The organism is Burkholderia sp. Z1 (assembly GCF_014893795.1).
Taxonomy (GTDB): domain Bacteria; phylum Pseudomonadota; class Gammaproteobacteria; order Burkholderiales; family Burkholderiaceae; genus Burkholderia; species Burkholderia theae.
Genome location: NZ_JACFYL010000001.1, coordinates 1,626,104 through 1,642,177, shown reverse-complemented (window position 1 = coordinate 1,642,177; position 16,074 = coordinate 1,626,104). Strand labels below are relative to the sequence as shown.

The following is a 16,074-nucleotide window of genomic DNA, read 5'->3' as shown; positions in this document are numbered from 1 at the left end:
GACTAGGTTCCGTTCCCCCTCATCCCCAGGAGACACGATGAATCCGGTTCCCGCGTACACGTCCGATGCCGACGTCGGTCACTATGTCGACGGCGCGCCCGTTGCCGGCCGCAGCGGTCGCTTCCAGGCCGTCCTCAACCCGGCGCTCGGCCGCGCGGTGCGCCGCGTCGCGCTCGCCGACGACAGCGAAGTGCAGCAGGCCGTCGCCTCCGCCCACGCCGCGTTCCCGGCCTGGGCCGCGACGCCGCCGATCCGCCGCGCGCGCGTGCTGCACCGCTTCCTGCAGTTGATGAACGAGCACCAGGACACGCTCGCGGCGATCATCACGGCCGAGCACGGCAAGGTGTTCTCCGACGCGCAGGGCGAAGTCGCGCGCGGCATCGACATCATCGAATTCGCGTGCGGCGTGCCGCAGCTCCTGAAGGGCGATTTCACCGACCAGGTCAGCACCGGCATCGACAACTGGACGATGCGCCAGCCGCTCGGCGTCGTCGCGGGCATCACGCCGTTCAACTTCCCGTGCATGGTGCCGTGCTGGATGTTCCCGGTCGCGATCGCGACGGGCAACACGTTCGTGCTGAAGCCGAGCGAGCGCGACCCGTCGGCGGCATTGTTCATCGCCGACCTGTTGACTCAAGCCGGACTGCCGGCCGGCGTGTTCAACGTCGTGCAGGGTGACAAGGGCGCGGTCGACGCGCTGCTCGACCACCCGGACGTGCAGGCCGTGAGCTTCGTCGGCTCGACGCCGATCGCGGCCTACGTGCAGCAGCGCGCGGTGCAGTCCGGCAAGCGTGTGCAGGCGCTCGGCGGCGCGAAGAACCACCTGGTCGTGATGCCCGATGCGAACATCGAGCAGGCCGTCGACGCGCTGATCGGCGCCGCGTACGGCTCGGCCGGCGAGCGCTGCATGGCGATCAGCGTCGCGGTGCTGGTCGGCGACGTCGCGGACAAGATCGTGCCGGCCGTGGCCGAGCGCGCGCGCAAGCTGGTGATCGGCGACGGCATGTCGCCGGAAGTCGAGATGGGCCCGATCGTCACCGGCGAAGCGCTGAAGCGCATCGAAGGTTACATCGAGCAAGGCGTGAGCGAAGGCGCGCAACTGGTGGTCGACGGCCGCGGGCTGCGCGTGCCGGGCCGCGAGGCAGGCTTCTTCACCGGTGGGACGCTGTTCGACCACGTGACGCCCGACATGCGGATCTACAAGGAAGAAATCTTCGGGCCCGTGCTCGGCTGCGTGCGCGTGAAGGATTTCGGCGAAGCCGTCGACCTGATCAACGCGCACGAGTTCGGCAACGGTGTGTCGTGCTTCACGAGCGATGGCGGCATCGCGCGCGAATTCGCGCGGCGCATCCAGGTCGGGATGGTCGGCATCAACGTGCCGATTCCGGTGCCGATGGCGTGGCACGGCTTCGGCGGCTGGAAGAAGAGCCTGTTCGGCGACATGCACGCGTACGGCGAGGAAGGCGTGCGTTTCTACACGCGCCAGAAGTCGGTGATGCAGCGCTGGTCGTCGAGCATCGGCAAGGGCGCCGAATTCGCGATGCCGACCGCGAAGTAAGCCACGCGGTGCGCCGCCCGCCGATCGATTGCGCGGGCGGTGCGCCGGCAGAACCCGTAACCCGTCAGCCGGCTTTGGTGCCGTGCGCGCCGTCGGCGGTCGGCAGGTACGACAGCTCGAGCCGGTACGCGAGCGCGACGAACAGGCTCTGCGCGAGGCCCATCGTGGCCGTCAGCGCGCGGAAACCGAACGTCTCGCTGTCCTGCACCATCAGCGTCACCTCGGCCTCCCGTGCGAGCGGGCTCATCCGGCTGTCGGTGATCGCGATCAGGCGCGCGCCGCGCTGCACGGCCTGCTGCGCGACCTGCACGGTCTCGTCCGCATACGGCATGAACGAGATGACGATCATCACGTCGCCCTTGCGCACCGACCGGATCTGCCCGAGATGCATGCTGCCGAGCGCGCTGAACAGCCCGATGCGCTTGTCGGTGTGCTGCAGCGCATAGTCGAGATACACGGCGATCGGAAACGCGCGCCGCGAGCCCGCGATCCAGATGGCCTGCGTGTCGGCCAGCAGGTCGACGGCCTGCGCGAGCGCCTGCGGGTCGAGTGTCTGCCGCAGCTGCTGCATCCCTGCAATGCTGCCCTTGATGAATTCGTCGGCGATCTGCTCGGGCTGCAGGCTCGACGAGCCCGATTCGATCACGTCGCGCAGCCGCAGGTTGTATGCGCGCCCCGGCGCGATCTGCTGCGCGAGCCCTTCGCGGAACACCCGCTGCATCTCGGAGAAACCGGAGAAGCCGAAGTGCTTCGCGAAGCGCACGACCGCGGACGGCTGGACGCCGCACGCCTCCGCGAGCGACTGGATGCCTTCCAGCCCAAGCTGGTCCCGATGGGTTTCCACGTGGCGCGCAATGACCTTCAGGCGATTGCTGAGGCCGTCGTATTCCTGCGTCAGATGCTGCAGGAACTGCTCGACGGTGGCGGGAGGTTTCTCGGATGAACTCATCGGATAGCGCGAAGTTGACGGCCCCGATGCGCGCGCGATACGAACGGACGCGGCCCGGGACTCACCTGGATACATGCTTGACGTCCTCCGTCACCTAAAAGCGGCGGATTCCCACAACTGGCGATGCACGTCCGCATCGGAGAATGTTCAGCGCAGCGTTGGTGTCTCGATCATGCACGACACCACAACCATCGCATGCCCATTCTCTTATTCGCAGCCCCGCGATACCTTTCGGCCGCGTCGTGCTGTCTTTCGACCCGCACGCCGAACAGGACTGGGTAGAACCGTTCTCGTTCACTTCCTCGAATGTAACCCCGTGCGCAATCGCTTTGTAGCGGAGCTTGTTCCGGAAAGAAGACCAGGACGCGTCGTAGACGCTCTTCGCCATCCTGGTTCTGGCGAGCTTGGCGGCCGATACGTTGCCAACCGCGATGTAGTCGAAGCGCCGCACAAGATCGAACGCGAGCTTGTGCTGGAAATCGGCGCGGGCATTCGCCACCTTGGCGTGCAGCTTCGCGATATGCCGTTTGTGTTTTCGAGCTCGTTGCACTTTCGCCAGCTTTTCAGCCGCGCGTCGGCCGAACCGATCATTGGGCAACTTCTCGCCGGTCGAAAGTGTGGCGAAGTCTTTCAGGCCGAGGTCGATGCCGACACCGGAACGGATCGGGCGGGCCTGAACATCAGGCATCTCGATCACGATGTTCAGGAACCAGTTGCCGCGCGCATCCTGCGCAAAGTTGGTTCCATCCTTGATCTTGCCTTCGGGAAGCGAGCGGCTGTTGAACACGCGAAAGGTGTTGCCGGCGAAGCGGAACGCGTCGCCTTCACGCTTCAGTTCGCGGCCCTTCAGTGGCATCCAGCCAAGCGATTTTCTGCCACGATAACGCAAGTAAGGACGTCGATATTGGCTGCGCGACTTCGCATATTGCTCGCACGTTGCGTTGACCGTGCTGGAGTGGATGCCGAGCTCCTTGCTACTGCCGGTCGTCAACACATTCAGGTCGAAACCTGTCGGCCACTTCTTACCCCACTTGAGCGCGTGCTTCTGCGTGTCGTTGCAGAAGTTCCAGACGTAGTTCACCGCACGGCTCTGCTTGTTAAGCAGTCCGTTGAGCGACTTCACGCGGTAGCGATAGACAAGGATCATGCTGGCCATTCTAGCGTCGGAATACCGTCTATCGACAGCGTCCCTTTCCTCTTCACCATAAATAAGGTTTATCGGAGCAACGGATGAAGGGCGAATTTAATCACGTTTGCGGCGCGGCCCGCGCCGCGCGGTTCGCTCCCACGCGCTCGATCATCACTTGCACACGCTCCACGGCAGGACTGGAAGCGATTGTCCAACGCTCTCGCGGCGTCGTAAAGATTAGGGCGTCTACCGAGTGCCCGTCGAGGCCGGCTGCCGGTGCGAAGCGGTACGCAGCGCTGCAACCGGCCCGTCGGGTTCGACTCAGCGATAGTCGACCCACACGCTGCCCGCGTCGGCGGAACGCACGCAGTTCTCGACCCATCGAACGCCCTCGACGCCCGCGTGGACGTCCGGAAAGCGGATCGTCTTCAACGCCGCGGCGTCGCCGCGATCGGCCGCGTCCATCGCGAGCGCGAAGCGCTGGTATAGGTTCGACCAGGCCTCGAACAGCCCTTCCGGATGCCCGGCGCCGATGCGATCCTCGCGCAATGCGTGCGGATGCAGATAACCCATCCCGCGATCGAGCACTTGCGCAGGCTGCCCCTGCACTTCGTAGCGCAACTGGTTCGGATGCTCATCCCACCATTCGACGCTCGCCTTCGAGCCGATCACCCTCACCTTCTGGCTGTGCATCGAGCCCGCGTTCACCGCGCTCGACCACACGTAGCCGATCGCGCCCGACTCGTATTCCATGATCGTGAACGCGTTGTCCTCGAGCGGCGCGCGGCTCTTCACGAAGCTCTGCCGCGAACACATCAGCCGCCGGATCTTCAGCTCGGGCGCCATCACCTCGGAGATGTACAGCGGATGCGTGCCGATATCGCCGAGCACGTAGCTCGGGCCCGCGAACTTCGGGTCGACACGCCAGCGCGCGGCCGCGCTCGCGGCCTCGACACCCTCACTGTGGAACCCGTGCGCGAACTGCATCTGCACGATGCGGATCTCGCCGAGATCGCCGCGCGCGATCATCTCGCGCGCCTGTTCGATCATCTGGTGCCCCGAGTAGCCGTACGCGACACCGACGATGCGGTTCTTCTCGACCGACAGGCGCTGCAGCGTCTCGGCCTCGTCGGTCGTGAAGCACAGCGGCTTCTCGCAGACCACGTGCAGCCCCGCGTTCAGCGCGGCGCGGCAGATCTCGAAGTGCGTGTTGTTCGGCGTCGCGATCGACACCGCGCGGATGCCGTCCGGGCGGCGCGCCTCGGCCTCGAACATCGTCGCGTAGTCGGGATAACAACGGTCCGCCGCGACGCCGAGCTTCACGCCGAACTGGCGGCCGCGTTCCGGATCGATGTCGAACGCGCCGGCAACCAGCTGGAAGCTGCCGTCGCGCAACGCGGCCGACCGGTGGCTGTAGCCGATCTGGCTGCCGAGCCCGCCGCCGACCATGCCCCAGCGAATCGAATGTCCAAGCAGAATCTGTCCGTCAATCATGATGGTGGTGTTCCTGGTCCGTGTTCAGGGGTTCATGCGAAGCTCATGCAAAGCTCATGCGAAGCCGGCCGACGCGAGAAACGCGCGGCTCGCGGCAACATCGCGCAGGCTCGTGCCGGCATTGCGCGGATCGCGCTCCTGTTCGATCGTGATATAGCCCGCGTAGCCGATGTCGTCGAGCGCGCGCCGGATCGCCCGGTAGTCGAGCACGCCGGTGCCGATCGGGCACATCACGCCGCGCGCACACGCGGCGAAGAACGCGATGTGCTCGCCCATCACCGCGTCGTACACGGCCGCGTCGATATCCTTGAAATGCACGTAGTCGACGCGTGCCGCATGACGGCGCAGCCACGTCTCCGGGTCCATGCCCGAGTAATGCAGGTGGCCCGTGTCGAGGCAGAGGCCGACCGTGTCGGCCGGAAGATCGGCGACGATCCGGTCGATCTCGTCCGCGAACTCGATGTAGCCGCCCGCATGCGGATGGATCACCGCGCGCACGCCGAACTCGTCGCGCGCGAGCGTCGCGATCTGCCGGATGTGGTCGACCATCCGCACCCAGCGTTCGTCAGACAGCCGCGGCGCGCGATCGGCGTGGCCGGCCGCGTAGTCGCGTTCTTCGTGCCCCCAGTCCATCACGACCAGGTACGGCGCCGCGTAGCGCTGGCCCTGCTGCGTCGGCAGCTTCGGCAGCCGCGTGATCAGCGCGCAGATCTCGCGCGTCTGGCGCAACAGGTTCGGCAGGTTCTCCGGCGACACGAGATCGTCGAAGATCGTGCCGGCGGTAATGCTCAGGCGCTGCCGCTCGAGCTCGGCGCTCACGACGTCGAGCTCGAGCGGGATATAGCCGTAGGGCCCAAGCTCGATGCCCGAATAGCCGGCCTGCGCGGCCTCGGCGAGCACGTGCCGCCACGGCGGCAGGTGCGGGTTCTTCACGTCGTCGACACCCCAGCAGCACGGGGCGCAACCTATCTTCATCGTCATGTCGGTCAGTCCGGCAAGTAAGCGGCGCGCGGCTACGCTTCAGCCGCGATAGAACGCGGGGCGATCGGCCATTGCGATCGGCTCGACCGCGCCGCTGCGCTGCGCACGCACGCATGCGTCGGCCGCGACCGCCGCCGCGTAGCCGTCCCATGCGGACGGGCCGGTGAGCGCACCCTGCCGCACGCCGTCGATGAACGCCTGCAGCTCGACGTCGTACGACGCGATGAAACGCTCCTTCCAGTCGGTCATGATCTCGACCGATTGCCGCGCCGCGCGCTTGAGCCCCACGGCCGGCGGATCGGGCAGCTTCGCGATGCCCTGCTCGCCGACCACCTCGCACTGGATGTCGTAGCCGTACTGGCAGTTCACGAAGATCTCGACGTCGATGCGCACGCCGCTCGCGGTTTCCAGCAGCACGATCTGCGGATCGGCGAGATGCGCGGACGCATGGCGCGTCTTCTTCGGATAGACGACCTGCGCGCTCGTGTAGTCCTCGCCGAGCAGCCAGCGCAGCACGTCGAGCTCGTGGATCAGCGTGTCGGTGATCGCCATGTCGGTCGTGTAGCGCTCGCCGACCGACTGGTTGCGGTGCGCGCAATGCAGCATCAGCGGCGCGCCGATCTCGCCGCTGTCGATCACGCGCTTCAGCGCGCGATAACCGTCGTCGTAAGGCCGCATGAAACCGACCTGCACGAGCCGCTTGCCGTGCGCGACTTCCGCTTCGACGATCCGCATGCAGCCTTCGGCCGTGACGGCGAGCGGCTTCTCGCAGAACACCGTCTTGCCGTGCGCGATCGCGTCGAGCACGAATGCTTCGTGCGTCGGCCCCCACGACGTGACGAGCACGGCCTGCACGTCGGCGGCCGCGACCACGTCATGGCCGTCGGCATAGATCTCGGCATCGAGCCCGAACTTCGACACCGCATCGCGCGCCTGCTGCGGATCGATGTCGTTGACGGCCACGACGCGCGCGCCGGACAGCGTGCGGGTCAGTCTGCGGATATGGTCCTGGCCGATCGCGCCGCAGCCGATCACGCCGATTTGCAAGGTCATCTAGAGGTCTCCAGTCATTCATCAGCGGCGCGGCCCGTGCCGCGCCGGTCAACAATCTCTCAGCGCGCCGCGTGATCGAAATGGCGATCGACGTAGCGCTGGATCGTGTCGCGCATGTAGCGCGACGACGCTTCCGCGCGGTCCTCCCACGCGAACACGCACGACGACATCACGCCGTCGAAACCCGCGGCGCCGAGCGCGCGGAAGAACATGTCCCAGTCGATCTCGCCCTGCCCGATGTCGAGATGCTGGTGCACGCGGATCTGGTTCGAACCGGGCGGGTTCACGATGTAGCGCAACTGGCTGCTCTTGCGGTGGTCGAAGGTGTCGGCCACGCGCACGTGCGCGAGGATCGGCGCGGCCTGCGCGATCATCGCGGCCATGTCGTCGCCGTAGTAGAACGTGTGCGGCGCGATGTACGACAGCTTCAGCGACGACGAGCCGAGGTTCGTGACGATGTCGATCGCCGGCTGCAGCTGCTCGATCCAGTCCTCCGGATGCGGCTCGACCGACAGCACGATGCGCTCGCGCTCGAGGATCGGCAGCAGCTCGTCCATCGACCGGAACCACGCGGCTTCGCACAGCTCCTTCGGGTTCGCGCCGGGCCGCTCGCCGACCGAGCGTTCGGGCGACGCACCGCGGCCGAACTCCGACACCATCAGCGTGCACTCCATCTCGACCGCGACCTCGATCGCCTTCTTCCAGCAGCGCACGGCCCAGGACCGCTCGTCCTCGAACGGGCTCGCCCACCGGTACATCGGCTGCAGCGACGCGAGGCCGACGCCGCTCGCGCGCATCGCCTGCCGGAACCCGGCCATGCGCTCGCGCGTCGCGCGCGGCATCACCCACCAGTCGAGAAAGTCGCTGCGCGGCGACAGCTCGATCTGGTCGTAGCCGAGCTCGGCCACCGCATGCGGCAGCCGGTCGAGCGGCAGGTGGCGAATCATGTAAGGGTCCAGCGCGATCTTCATCAGGATTCCTTGGCGATAGCGGATTCCAGTCGGACCGGCAGAGGTCAGCGACGCGACTTCTTGTTGCGGTACTGGTCGGCGATCACGGCCGCGACGATGATCGCGCCCTTGACCATCTCCTGGTAATACGCGTCGATGCGGATGAACGTGAAGCCCGACGTCATCACGCCGAGGATCAGCACGCCGATCACGGTGCCCGTCACGCGCCCTAGGCCGCCCGACAGCGACGTGCCGCCGATCACGACCGCCGCGATCGCGTCGAGTTCGTACATCACGCCCATGCCCGACTGGCCGGAGATCGCGCGCGCGGCCGTTACCGTGCCGGCGATCCCGCTCAGCAGGCCAGCGATTGCATAGACGAACACCAGGTGACGCGTGACGTTGATACCCGACACGACGGCCGCATGACGGTTCGCGCCGATCGCGTACGTGTACTTGCCGAAGCGCGTGTAGCGCAGCACGACGTGGAAGATCGCGGCGATCACGAGAAAGATGATCACCGGGTTGGCGCCCGCGCCGATCGCCGCGAACTGATCGGTCAGCATCGACACCGGCATCCCGTTGGTGAACCACTTCGCGAACCCGCGCGCGGCCACCATCGTGCCGAGCGTCGCGATGAACGGCGGAATGCCGGTCATCGCGATCAGCGAGCCGTTCAGCAGCCCGACCAGCAGCCCGACGCACATGCCGGCCAGCACGGGCCAGATGATCGGCAGGTCGGTCAGATGCGGAAACACCGCGCGCGGGAAGTCGGACACCTGCGCGAGGCTCGCCGACACGACGGCCGCGGCGGCCACGACCGACCCCGACGACAGGTCGATCCCGCTGGTGATGATCACGAGGTTCACGCCGACCGCGATGATGCCGATCACGGCCATCTGCAGCACGATGATCTCGAGCCGCTCGGCGTTGAACAGGAAGCTCTGGCCGACGACGATCCAGCCGACGATCTCGAAGAACAGGCTGATGCCGACCAGCACCAGGAAGATGCTCAGCTCGGGCGGCCACTTCGTGTGCCGCGCCTTGATGGTCATGGTCTGCGCATCCGCGACCGGGTTCAGGTTGCCCATTTCTTTGTCTCCAATCTTGGTTCGGCTCAGCGCGACGCGAGATCCATGATGCGGACCTGGTCGGCGTCCTTGCGTTCGACGATGCCGGTCATGCGCCCTTCGTGCATCACCATGATCCGGTCGCTCATGCCCAGCACCTCCGGCATCTCCGACGAGATCATCAACACGGCGACGCCCTTGCCGGCGAGTGCGCTGACGAGCCGGTGGATCTCCGCCTTCGCGCCGACGTCGATGCCGCGCGTCGGTTCGTCGAGGATCAGGATGCGCGGCTGCGTGAGCAGCCAGCGGCCAATCAGCACCTTCTGCTGGTTGCCGCCCGACAGGTTCTGGATTTCCTCGTGCAGCCCGGGCGTCTTCACGCGCAGCGTCCGGCTCATTTCCTCGCAGTCGCGCTTGAGCTGCGCCTGCCGCACGAAGTTGAACTTCACGTAGCGGTTGCTGAGCACCGCCGCTTCCATGTTCGCGAGCAGGTCGAGATTCAGGAAGCAGCCGGTGTCCTTGCGGTCCTCGGTCAGGAACGCCATCCCGTGCTTCATCGCCTGCGCGGGCGTCGCGATCCGCACCGGCTTGCCGTCGATCCGGATCTCGCCGGTGGTGGCCGGCACGACGCCGAACAGCGCCTCCGCGACGTTCGAGCGCCCCGAGCCGACCAGGCCCGCGACGCCGAGGATCTCGCCCGCGCGCAGCTCGAAGCTCACGTCGCGAAACACGCCTTCAACGCCGAGGTTCTTCACCGACAGCACGACGTCGCCGATCGGCACCTCCTCCTTCGGGAACATCTGCGTGATCTCGCGGCCGACCATCATGCGGATGATGTCGTCGCGCGTGACGTCGGTCGACGCATGCGTGCCGATGTACTTGCCGTCGCGGAACACCGAGAATTCGTCGGCGATCTCGAACAGCTCGTTCATCTTGTGCGTGATGTAGACGATGCCCTTGCCCTGCTCGCGCAGCTGGCGAATGATCCGGAACAGGTGCGTGACTTCCTTGTCGGTCAGCGCCGACGTCGGTTCGTCCATGATCAGCACGTCCGAGTCGAACGACACGGCCTTCGCGATCTCGACCATCTGGCGGCTCGCGACGGTCAGCGTGCGCACGTCGGTTTCCGGATCGATGTCGATCGACAGCCGCTCGAACAGCGCGGCCGTGCGGCGGCGCAGCTCCGCGTGATCGATCAGGCCGAAGCGGTTCTTCGGTTCGCGGCGGATCCAGATGTTCTCCGCGACCGTCATGTACGGCATCAGGTTGAGTTCCTGATGGATCATCGCGATCCCGCGATTGAGCGCATCGAGCGGACCGTTCAGCACGACGGGTTCGCCGTTGATCAGGATTTCGCCCTGGTCGGGCGTGTAGACGCCCGCGATGATCTTCATCAGCGTCGACTTGCCCGCGCCGTTCTCGCCCATCAGCGCATGGACGGTGCCGCGGCGCACGCGGAACTGCACGCCGTCGAGCGCAATGACACCCGGAAAGGACTTGCCGACGCCACGCACTTCGAGCACGCAGTCGGCGGTGGAAGAAGCCGGTGAACCGGACGATCCGGACGCGCCGGGCGATCCTCCGGACGAAGAGGCCGGCGCGTCGCCGCCGGCCATCGGGCGCGCGATCCTGGCTGTAAACATGGACGTTCCTCGACAAGTCGCACGCGAACCCGGCATGCCGGGCCCGCGCAGTTCAACGGAAAAGCCGGTCAGTGCTTCGCGTACTGGTTCATGTTCTCGGGCGTCACGAGCTCGAACGGCACGTTCACGTAGCGGTCGACGTTCTGCTTCTTCGCGAGCTTGAGCGCCGTGGCAACCGCCTGCGCGCCCTGCCCGGCCGCGTTCTGGTACACGGACACCTTCAGTTCGCCGCTCTTCATCGAAGCGAGGCCGTCCGGCGTCGCATCGATGCCGGCGACGACGGTCTTCGGCGTCAATTTGCGCGCGGCCTTCAGCGCGTTGATCGCGCCGATCGCCATTTCGTCGTTGTTCGACACGATCGCGTCGAACTTCGTCCCGGAGCTCAGCCAGTTCATCGTGATGTCCTGGCCCTGCGTGCGGCTCCACTTGCCTTCGCGCTTGTCGACGATCTTCATGCCCGAGCATTCCTTCGTCGCGATCACGTCCTCGATGTCCTTGGTGCGGGCGCGCGCCGATTCGTTGGACAGCTCGCCCATCAGCACGAGGATGTCGCCCTTGCCGCCGAGCAGCTTGCACACCTGGCGCGCCTGCAGCGTGCCCGACTGCTTCTCGTCGGACGCGACGACCGCGACGCCGGCCGGCAGCTTGTCGAAATCGACCGGCTTGCGGTTCACGTAGACGAGCGGAATCTTCGCCGCCGTCACCATCTTCGTGATCTTCGGCGTCGCGTCGGTGTCGACCGCGTTCACGATGATCGCGTCGACCTTCTGCGCGATCATGTTCTGGACCTGGCTCAACTGCTTGCCGACGTCATTGCCGCCATCCTCGATCTGCACCGTCGCGCCGTCCTTCTTCGCCGCGTCGGTGATGCTGTTGCGCAGGATCGTCAGGAACGTGTCGTCGAACGACGCCATCGTCACGCCGATCTTCTCGGCGTGCGCGAGCGGCGCAGCCAGGATCGCGGCGGCCGCGACGGCCATCAGCTTGGTCTTCATGATCACTCTGTCTCCTCATCTCCGGGGGGCGGAAGACGGCACGTTGCGCGCCGCCGGGCCGAGTCCGATACGGACTGAAGCATCCGGATGAAACTGTAGATCACTTCCTCGAAATTTTGGAAATTTATTTCTACGTGATTTCACCTAGGGAACTGGATTTCCAAAAAGTCTAGACTGCGTCCGTAGCCCGATTCCTTGCGGCAGGCAGCCTCGCGTCGTGCAGCGCACGATGCGGACCGCCGCCGGCGGATCGGTCCCCTAATCTGCCGGCAGCGCCGAACGCCGGCCGCGAGCGTGACACGTGATATGAGCCTGCTGAACTTTCCGAGTGACCGCCCCATCGATCTCGCCTGCCTCGGCCGCGTGGCCGTGGATCTCTATGCGCAGCAGTACGGCAGCCGCCTGGAGGACGCGCGCAGCTTCCAGATGTATCTCGGCGGCTCGTCGGGCAACGTCGCGTTCGGCGTGGCCCGGCTCGGGCTGAAGACCGCGATGATCTCGCGCGTCGGCGACGAGCAGATGGGCCGCTTCCTGCGCGAGACGCTCGAGCGCGAAGGCTGCGACACGAGCCAGCTGCAGACCGACCGCGAGCGCCTCACCGCGCTGGTGCTGCTCGGGCTGAAGGATCGCGACACGTTCCCGCTGCTGTTCGTGCGCGAGAACTGCGCGGACATGGCCGTGCGCGCCGACGAGATCCGCGAGGACTTCATCGCCGGCTGCCGCGCGCTCGCGATCACCGGCACGCATCTGTCGACGCCGGCCACGCGCGAGGCGTCGCTGACCGCGCTCGGTTACGCGCGCCGCCACGGCGTCGTGCGGATCCTCGACATCGACTACCGGCCGGTGCTGTGGGGGCTGACCGCGCGCGGTGCGGGCGAGAACCGCTACGTGCCGGACGCGCAGGTGACGCGGCAGTTGCAGCAGGTGCTCGGCGAATTCGACCTGCTGGTCGGCACCGAGGAGGAATTCCTGATCGCGGGCGGCGTGCCGCACGACCTGATCGGTTCGTTGCAGACGGTGCGCGGGATCACGAACGCCGCGCTGGTCGTCAAGCGCGGCGCGCTCGGCTGCTGCGTGATCGAAGGCGACATCCCCGCGCGCATCGACGATGCGGCGACGTTTCTCGGCGAACGCGTCGAGGTGCTCAACGTGCTCGGTGCGGGCGACGCGTTCCTGTCGGGCCTGCTGTCGGGACTGCTGCGCGGCCGCGACTGGGCCGATTCGACGCGCATCGCGAACGCGTGCGGCGCCATCGTCGTGTCGCGCCATGCGTGCTCGGCCGCGATGCCGACGCCGGCCGAACTCGCGCACTGGTTCGACGGCAACCGCAATCCGGTGGTCGACGCCGACCGCACGCTCGCGCACCTGCATCGCGTCACGGTGCCGCGCCGCGAATGGGACGACCTGTGCGTGATGGCGTTCGACCATCGCAGCCAGTTCTACGAACTCGCGGTGCAGGCCGGCGCGGACGAAGCGCGGATCAAGACGCTGAAGCGCCTGCTCGTGCGCGCGGTCGAGCAGGTCGAGCGCGATCGTCATATCGAAGGCCATGTCGGCGTGCTGATCGACGGCGGCGGCTACGGCAGCGACGCGCTTGCGTCGGCCACCGGTCGCGGCTGGTGGGTCGGCCGCCCGGTCGAGCTGCCGGGCTCGCGGCCGCTGCGTTTCGACGACACGCGTTCGGTCGGCTCGTCGCTCACGCACTGGCCGACCGAACAGGTCGTGAAGTGCCTCGTTCACTATCACCCCGACGACCAGGTCGACCTGCGCGTCGAACAGGAACAGCGCGTGCTGGAACTGTGGGAAGCCACGCGTGCCAGCGGCAACGAACTGCTGCTGGAAATGATTCCGCCGCGCGCGGTCACACCGGCCGGCACCGAGGACGACGCGGTGCTGCGCACGATCGCGCGCTTCTACAACCTCGGCGTGATGCCCGAATGGTGGAAGCTCACGCCGCTAAGCGCCGACGGCTGGACGCGACTCGCCGCGCTGATCGCCGAGCGCGACCCGCATTGCCGCGGCGCGGTGATCCTCGGGCTGAACCAGCCGCTGCAATATCTGGTCGACAGCTTCCGCTCGGCGACCAACCCGATCGTCAAGGGCTTCATGGTCGGGCGCACGCTGTGGGCCGATGCGTCGCTGAACTGGTTCGCCGGCCGGATCGACGACCAGGCGCTGGTCGACGAAGTCGCCGGCAACTTCGCGCAGCTCGTGGACGCATGGCTCGGCCGCCGTGCCGCGGCCGCCCGCGCCGCCGCGGCCTGACACGACGCCCGTGATGATCCACCCGAATCCTCCTCACCGACCGACATGACCTCTACCGTGAGACTGACCGTCAGCCAGGCGCTCGTGCGCTACCTGGCCGCCCTGCGCGCCGAAGTCGTCCAGCCCGACGGCCGCACCGAGATCCTGCCGTACTGCGGCGGCGTATTCGCGATCTTCGGCCACGGCAACGTGGCCGGGCTCGGCGAAGCGTTGCACGCCGAGCGGGACCGGCTGCCGACGTTCCGCGCGCATAACGAACAAGGGATGGCCAACGCGGCCGTCGCATTCGCAAAAGCGAATTTCCGCCAGCGGATGATGGCCGCGACGTCGAGCATCGGCCCCGGCGCGACCAACATGCTGACGTCGGCCGCGCTCGCGCACGTCGGCCGCCTGCCGCTGCTGCTGCTGCCCGGCGACGTGTTCGTGTCGCGGCTGCCCGACCCGGTGCTGCAGCAGATCGAGGATTTCGAACAGGGCGACGTCAGCGCGAACGACTGCTTCCGCCCCGTCACGCGCTACTTCGACCGGATCACGTCGCCCGAGCAGTTGCTTATCGCGCTGCCGCGCGCGATCCAGGTGATGACCGACCCCGCGCAGTGCGGCCCCGTGTGTCTCGCGCTGCCGCAGGACGTGCAGACCTTCGCGTACGACTGGCCCGAGGATTTCTTCGCGCCGCCGGTGATCCGGATGCGCCGGCCGCCGGCCGACGCGCTCGAACTCGCCGATGCGCTCGACGTGCTGAAGGCCGCGAAGAAACTGCTGATCGTCGCCGGCGGCGGCGTGCTGTACAGCCAGGCGTGGGACGCGCTGCGCGCGTTTGCGGATACGCACGGCGTGCCGGTCGCCGAATCGCAGGCCGGCAAGGGCAGCCTCGCGTGGGACCATCCGCTGAACCTCGGGTCGATCGGCGTGACGGGCTCGCCCGCCGCGAACCGCGCGGCCGCGCAGGCCGACGTCGTGTTCGCGGTCGGCACGCGGCTGCAGGACTTCACCACCGGCTCGCACGCGCTCTATGGCGACGCGACGCTGCTGAGCCTGAACGTGCAGCCGTTCGACGCGGGCAAGAAGCGCGGCCGGCAACTGGTCGCCGATGCGCGCACCGGCCTCGGCCAGCTGTCGGCCGCGCTGGCCGGCTGGCGCGCCGATCCGGCATGGACGGCCGCCAACCGCGATCAGGCCGCCGCATGGAACGCGCGCGTCACCGAGCTGACGACGCGCGTGCCGCAGGACACGCTGCCGTACGACGCGGAAGTGATCGGCGCGGTGCGCGATTCCGCGGCCGACGCGGGGTGCGACAGCGCGCGCGACGATCTCGTCGTGTGCGCGGCCGGCACGCTGCCCGCCGAGTTGCACAAGCTGTGGCGCAGCGGCGTGCCGGGCAACTACCACATGGACTATGCGTACTCGTGCATGGGCTACGAGGTCGCGGGCGGTCTCGGCGCGAAGCTCGCGCGGCCCGAGCGCGAAGTGATCGTGATCGTCGGCGACGGCTCGTACATGATGCTCAACGCGGAACTCGCCACCTCCGTGATGCTCGGCCGCAAGCTCATCGTCGTGATCCTCGACAACCGCGGTTACGGCTGCATCGAGCGGCTGCAGCTGAATTGCGGCGGCGCGAGCTTCAACAACATGCTCGACGACTGCGTGCCGGAAGGCGGCGAACGTTCGACGATCGACTTCGCGATGCATGCGCGCGCGATGGGCGCCGAAGCCGTGCACGTGCGCGACATCGGCGAGCTGCGCAGCGAAATGAAGCGTGCACGCGCGGCAACGACAAGCCAGGTGCTCGTGATCGACACCACGCACACGCGCACGACCGACGACGGCGGCGCGTGGTGGGAAGTCGCGGTGCCGCAGGTGTCCGCGCGCGCCGGCGTCGAGCAGGCGCACCGCGCGTACATCGACGCGAAGATCCGGCAGCGGCGCTGATGCCGCGCCACCCACGAACCCGCATCGCGAACCCAATATTCGAACCAAGGAAGCACGT

General features: G+C 67.1%; 12 protein-coding genes. 3 read left to right on the top strand and 9 right to left on the bottom strand.

The features are described 5' to 3' along the window. Positions 1–37 precede the first annotated feature (37 nt). Positions 38–1,558 (top strand): CoA-acylating methylmalonate-semialdehyde dehydrogenase, encoded by a 1,521-nt coding sequence (locus H3H55_RS07590; protein WP_193098194.1) that lies wholly within the window; start codon positions 38–40, stop codon positions 1,556–1,558. A 64-nt stretch (positions 1,559–1,622) separates the two neighbouring features. On the opposite strand, the gene H3H55_RS07585 is transcribed toward H3H55_RS07590, so the two are convergent. The 9 genes from H3H55_RS07585 to H3H55_RS07545 form a co-directional block, all read right to left on the bottom strand. Then, positions 1,623–2,507 carry a MurR/RpiR family transcriptional regulator gene (locus H3H55_RS07585; protein WP_048244127.1) on the bottom strand — a complete coding sequence of 295 codons (885 nt, stop codon included), beginning with the start codon at positions 2,505–2,507 and terminating at the stop codon, positions 1,623–1,625. 94 nt (positions 2,508–2,601) lie between these two features. Further along, a complete protein-coding gene (locus H3H55_RS07580; RefSeq protein ID WP_193099466.1) occupies positions 2,602–3,654 on the bottom strand; it encodes an RNA-guided endonuclease InsQ/TnpB family protein in 1,053 nt (350 codons plus the stop codon). 303 nt (positions 3,655–3,957) lie between these two features. Next, complete coding sequence (locus H3H55_RS07575) at positions 3,958–5,130, bottom strand: Gfo/Idh/MocA family protein (RefSeq protein ID WP_193098193.1); 1,173 nt, start codon at positions 5,128–5,130, stop codon at positions 3,958–3,960. A gap of 54 nt (positions 5,131–5,184) precedes the next feature. Then, entirely contained in the window at positions 5,185–6,111 is a 927-nt protein-coding gene (locus H3H55_RS07570; RefSeq protein ID WP_129514354.1) for a TIM barrel protein, read from the bottom strand. 39 nt (positions 6,112–6,150) lie between these two features. Then, positions 6,151–7,164: a Gfo/Idh/MocA family oxidoreductase gene (locus tag H3H55_RS07565; RefSeq protein ID WP_193098192.1), complete on the bottom strand. Its 1,014-nt coding sequence runs from the start codon at positions 7,162–7,164 to the stop codon at positions 6,151–6,153. Positions 7,165–7,223: 59 nt separating this feature from the next. Beyond that, positions 7,224–8,135 (bottom strand): sugar phosphate isomerase/epimerase family protein, encoded by a 912-nt coding sequence (locus H3H55_RS07560; protein WP_193098191.1) that lies wholly within the window; start codon positions 8,133–8,135, stop codon positions 7,224–7,226. A gap of 44 nt (positions 8,136–8,179) precedes the next feature. Next, positions 8,180–9,205, bottom strand: a complete 1,026-nt coding sequence (locus H3H55_RS07555; protein ID WP_193098190.1) for an ABC transporter permease — start codon at positions 9,203–9,205, stop codon at positions 8,180–8,182. A gap of 26 nt (positions 9,206–9,231) precedes the next feature. Beyond that, positions 9,232–10,827, bottom strand: coding sequence for a sugar ABC transporter ATP-binding protein (locus H3H55_RS07550; protein ID WP_129514351.1), 1,596 nt, complete (start codon positions 10,825–10,827; stop codon positions 9,232–9,234). Positions 10,828–10,895: 68 nt separating this feature from the next. After that, positions 10,896–11,822: a sugar ABC transporter substrate-binding protein gene (locus H3H55_RS07545; RefSeq protein ID WP_048244139.1), complete on the bottom strand. Its 927-nt coding sequence runs from the start codon at positions 11,820–11,822 to the stop codon at positions 10,896–10,898. A 306-nt stretch (positions 11,823–12,128) separates the two neighbouring features. Here H3H55_RS07545 and H3H55_RS07540 point away from each other — a divergent pair, with 306 nt between their 5' ends. Continuing rightward, the gene (locus H3H55_RS07540) at positions 12,129–14,087 is read left to right on the top strand and encodes a bifunctional 5-dehydro-2-deoxygluconokinase/5-dehydro-2-deoxyphosphogluconate aldolase (protein ID WP_193098189.1); all 1,959 of its coding nucleotides are present in this window, start codon (positions 12,129–12,131) and stop codon (positions 14,085–14,087) included. A 45-nt stretch (positions 14,088–14,132) separates the two neighbouring features. Next, the gene (gene iolD / locus H3H55_RS07535) at positions 14,133–16,016 is read left to right on the top strand and encodes a 3D-(3,5/4)-trihydroxycyclohexane-1,2-dione acylhydrolase (decyclizing) (protein ID WP_193098188.1); all 1,884 of its coding nucleotides are present in this window, start codon (positions 14,133–14,135) and stop codon (positions 16,014–16,016) included. Positions 16,017–16,074 lie beyond the last annotated feature (58 nt).

Excerpts from the sequence above, each read along its gene's own strand:
- H3H55_RS07590 (WP_193098194.1), top strand. The coding sequence starts at position 38 with ATGAATCCGGTTCCCGCGTACACGTCCGATGCCGACGTCGGTCACTAT.
- H3H55_RS07580 (WP_193099466.1), bottom strand. The coding sequence starts at position 3,654 with ATGATCCTTGTCTATCGCTACCGCGTGAAGTCGCTCAACGGACTGCTT.
- H3H55_RS07550 (WP_129514351.1), bottom strand. The coding sequence starts at position 10,827 with ATGTTTACAGCCAGGATCGCGCGCCCGATGGCCGGCGGCGACGCGCCG.
- iolD (WP_193098188.1), top strand. The coding sequence starts at position 14,133 with ATGACCTCTACCGTGAGACTGACCGTCAGCCAGGCGCTCGTGCGCTAC.
- H3H55_RS07560 (WP_193098191.1), bottom strand. The coding sequence starts at position 8,135 with ATGAAGATCGCGCTGGACCCTTACATGATTCGCCACCTGCCGCTCGAC.
- H3H55_RS07540 (WP_193098189.1), top strand. The coding sequence starts at position 12,129 with ATGAGCCTGCTGAACTTTCCGAGTGACCGCCCCATCGATCTCGCCTGC.
- H3H55_RS07545 (WP_048244139.1), bottom strand. The coding sequence starts at position 11,822 with ATGAAGACCAAGCTGATGGCCGTCGCGGCCGCCGCGATCCTGGCTGCG.
- H3H55_RS07565 (WP_193098192.1), bottom strand. The coding sequence starts at position 7,164 with ATGACCTTGCAAATCGGCGTGATCGGCTGCGGCGCGATCGGCCAGGAC.
- H3H55_RS07575 (WP_193098193.1), bottom strand. The coding sequence starts at position 5,130 with ATGATTGACGGACAGATTCTGCTTGGACATTCGATTCGCTGGGGCATG.
- H3H55_RS07555 (WP_193098190.1), bottom strand. The coding sequence starts at position 9,205 with ATGGGCAACCTGAACCCGGTCGCGGATGCGCAGACCATGACCATCAAG.
- H3H55_RS07585 (WP_048244127.1), bottom strand. The coding sequence starts at position 2,507 with ATGAGTTCATCCGAGAAACCTCCCGCCACCGTCGAGCAGTTCCTGCAG.
- H3H55_RS07570 (WP_129514354.1), bottom strand. The coding sequence starts at position 6,111 with ATGACGATGAAGATAGGTTGCGCCCCGTGCTGCTGGGGTGTCGACGAC.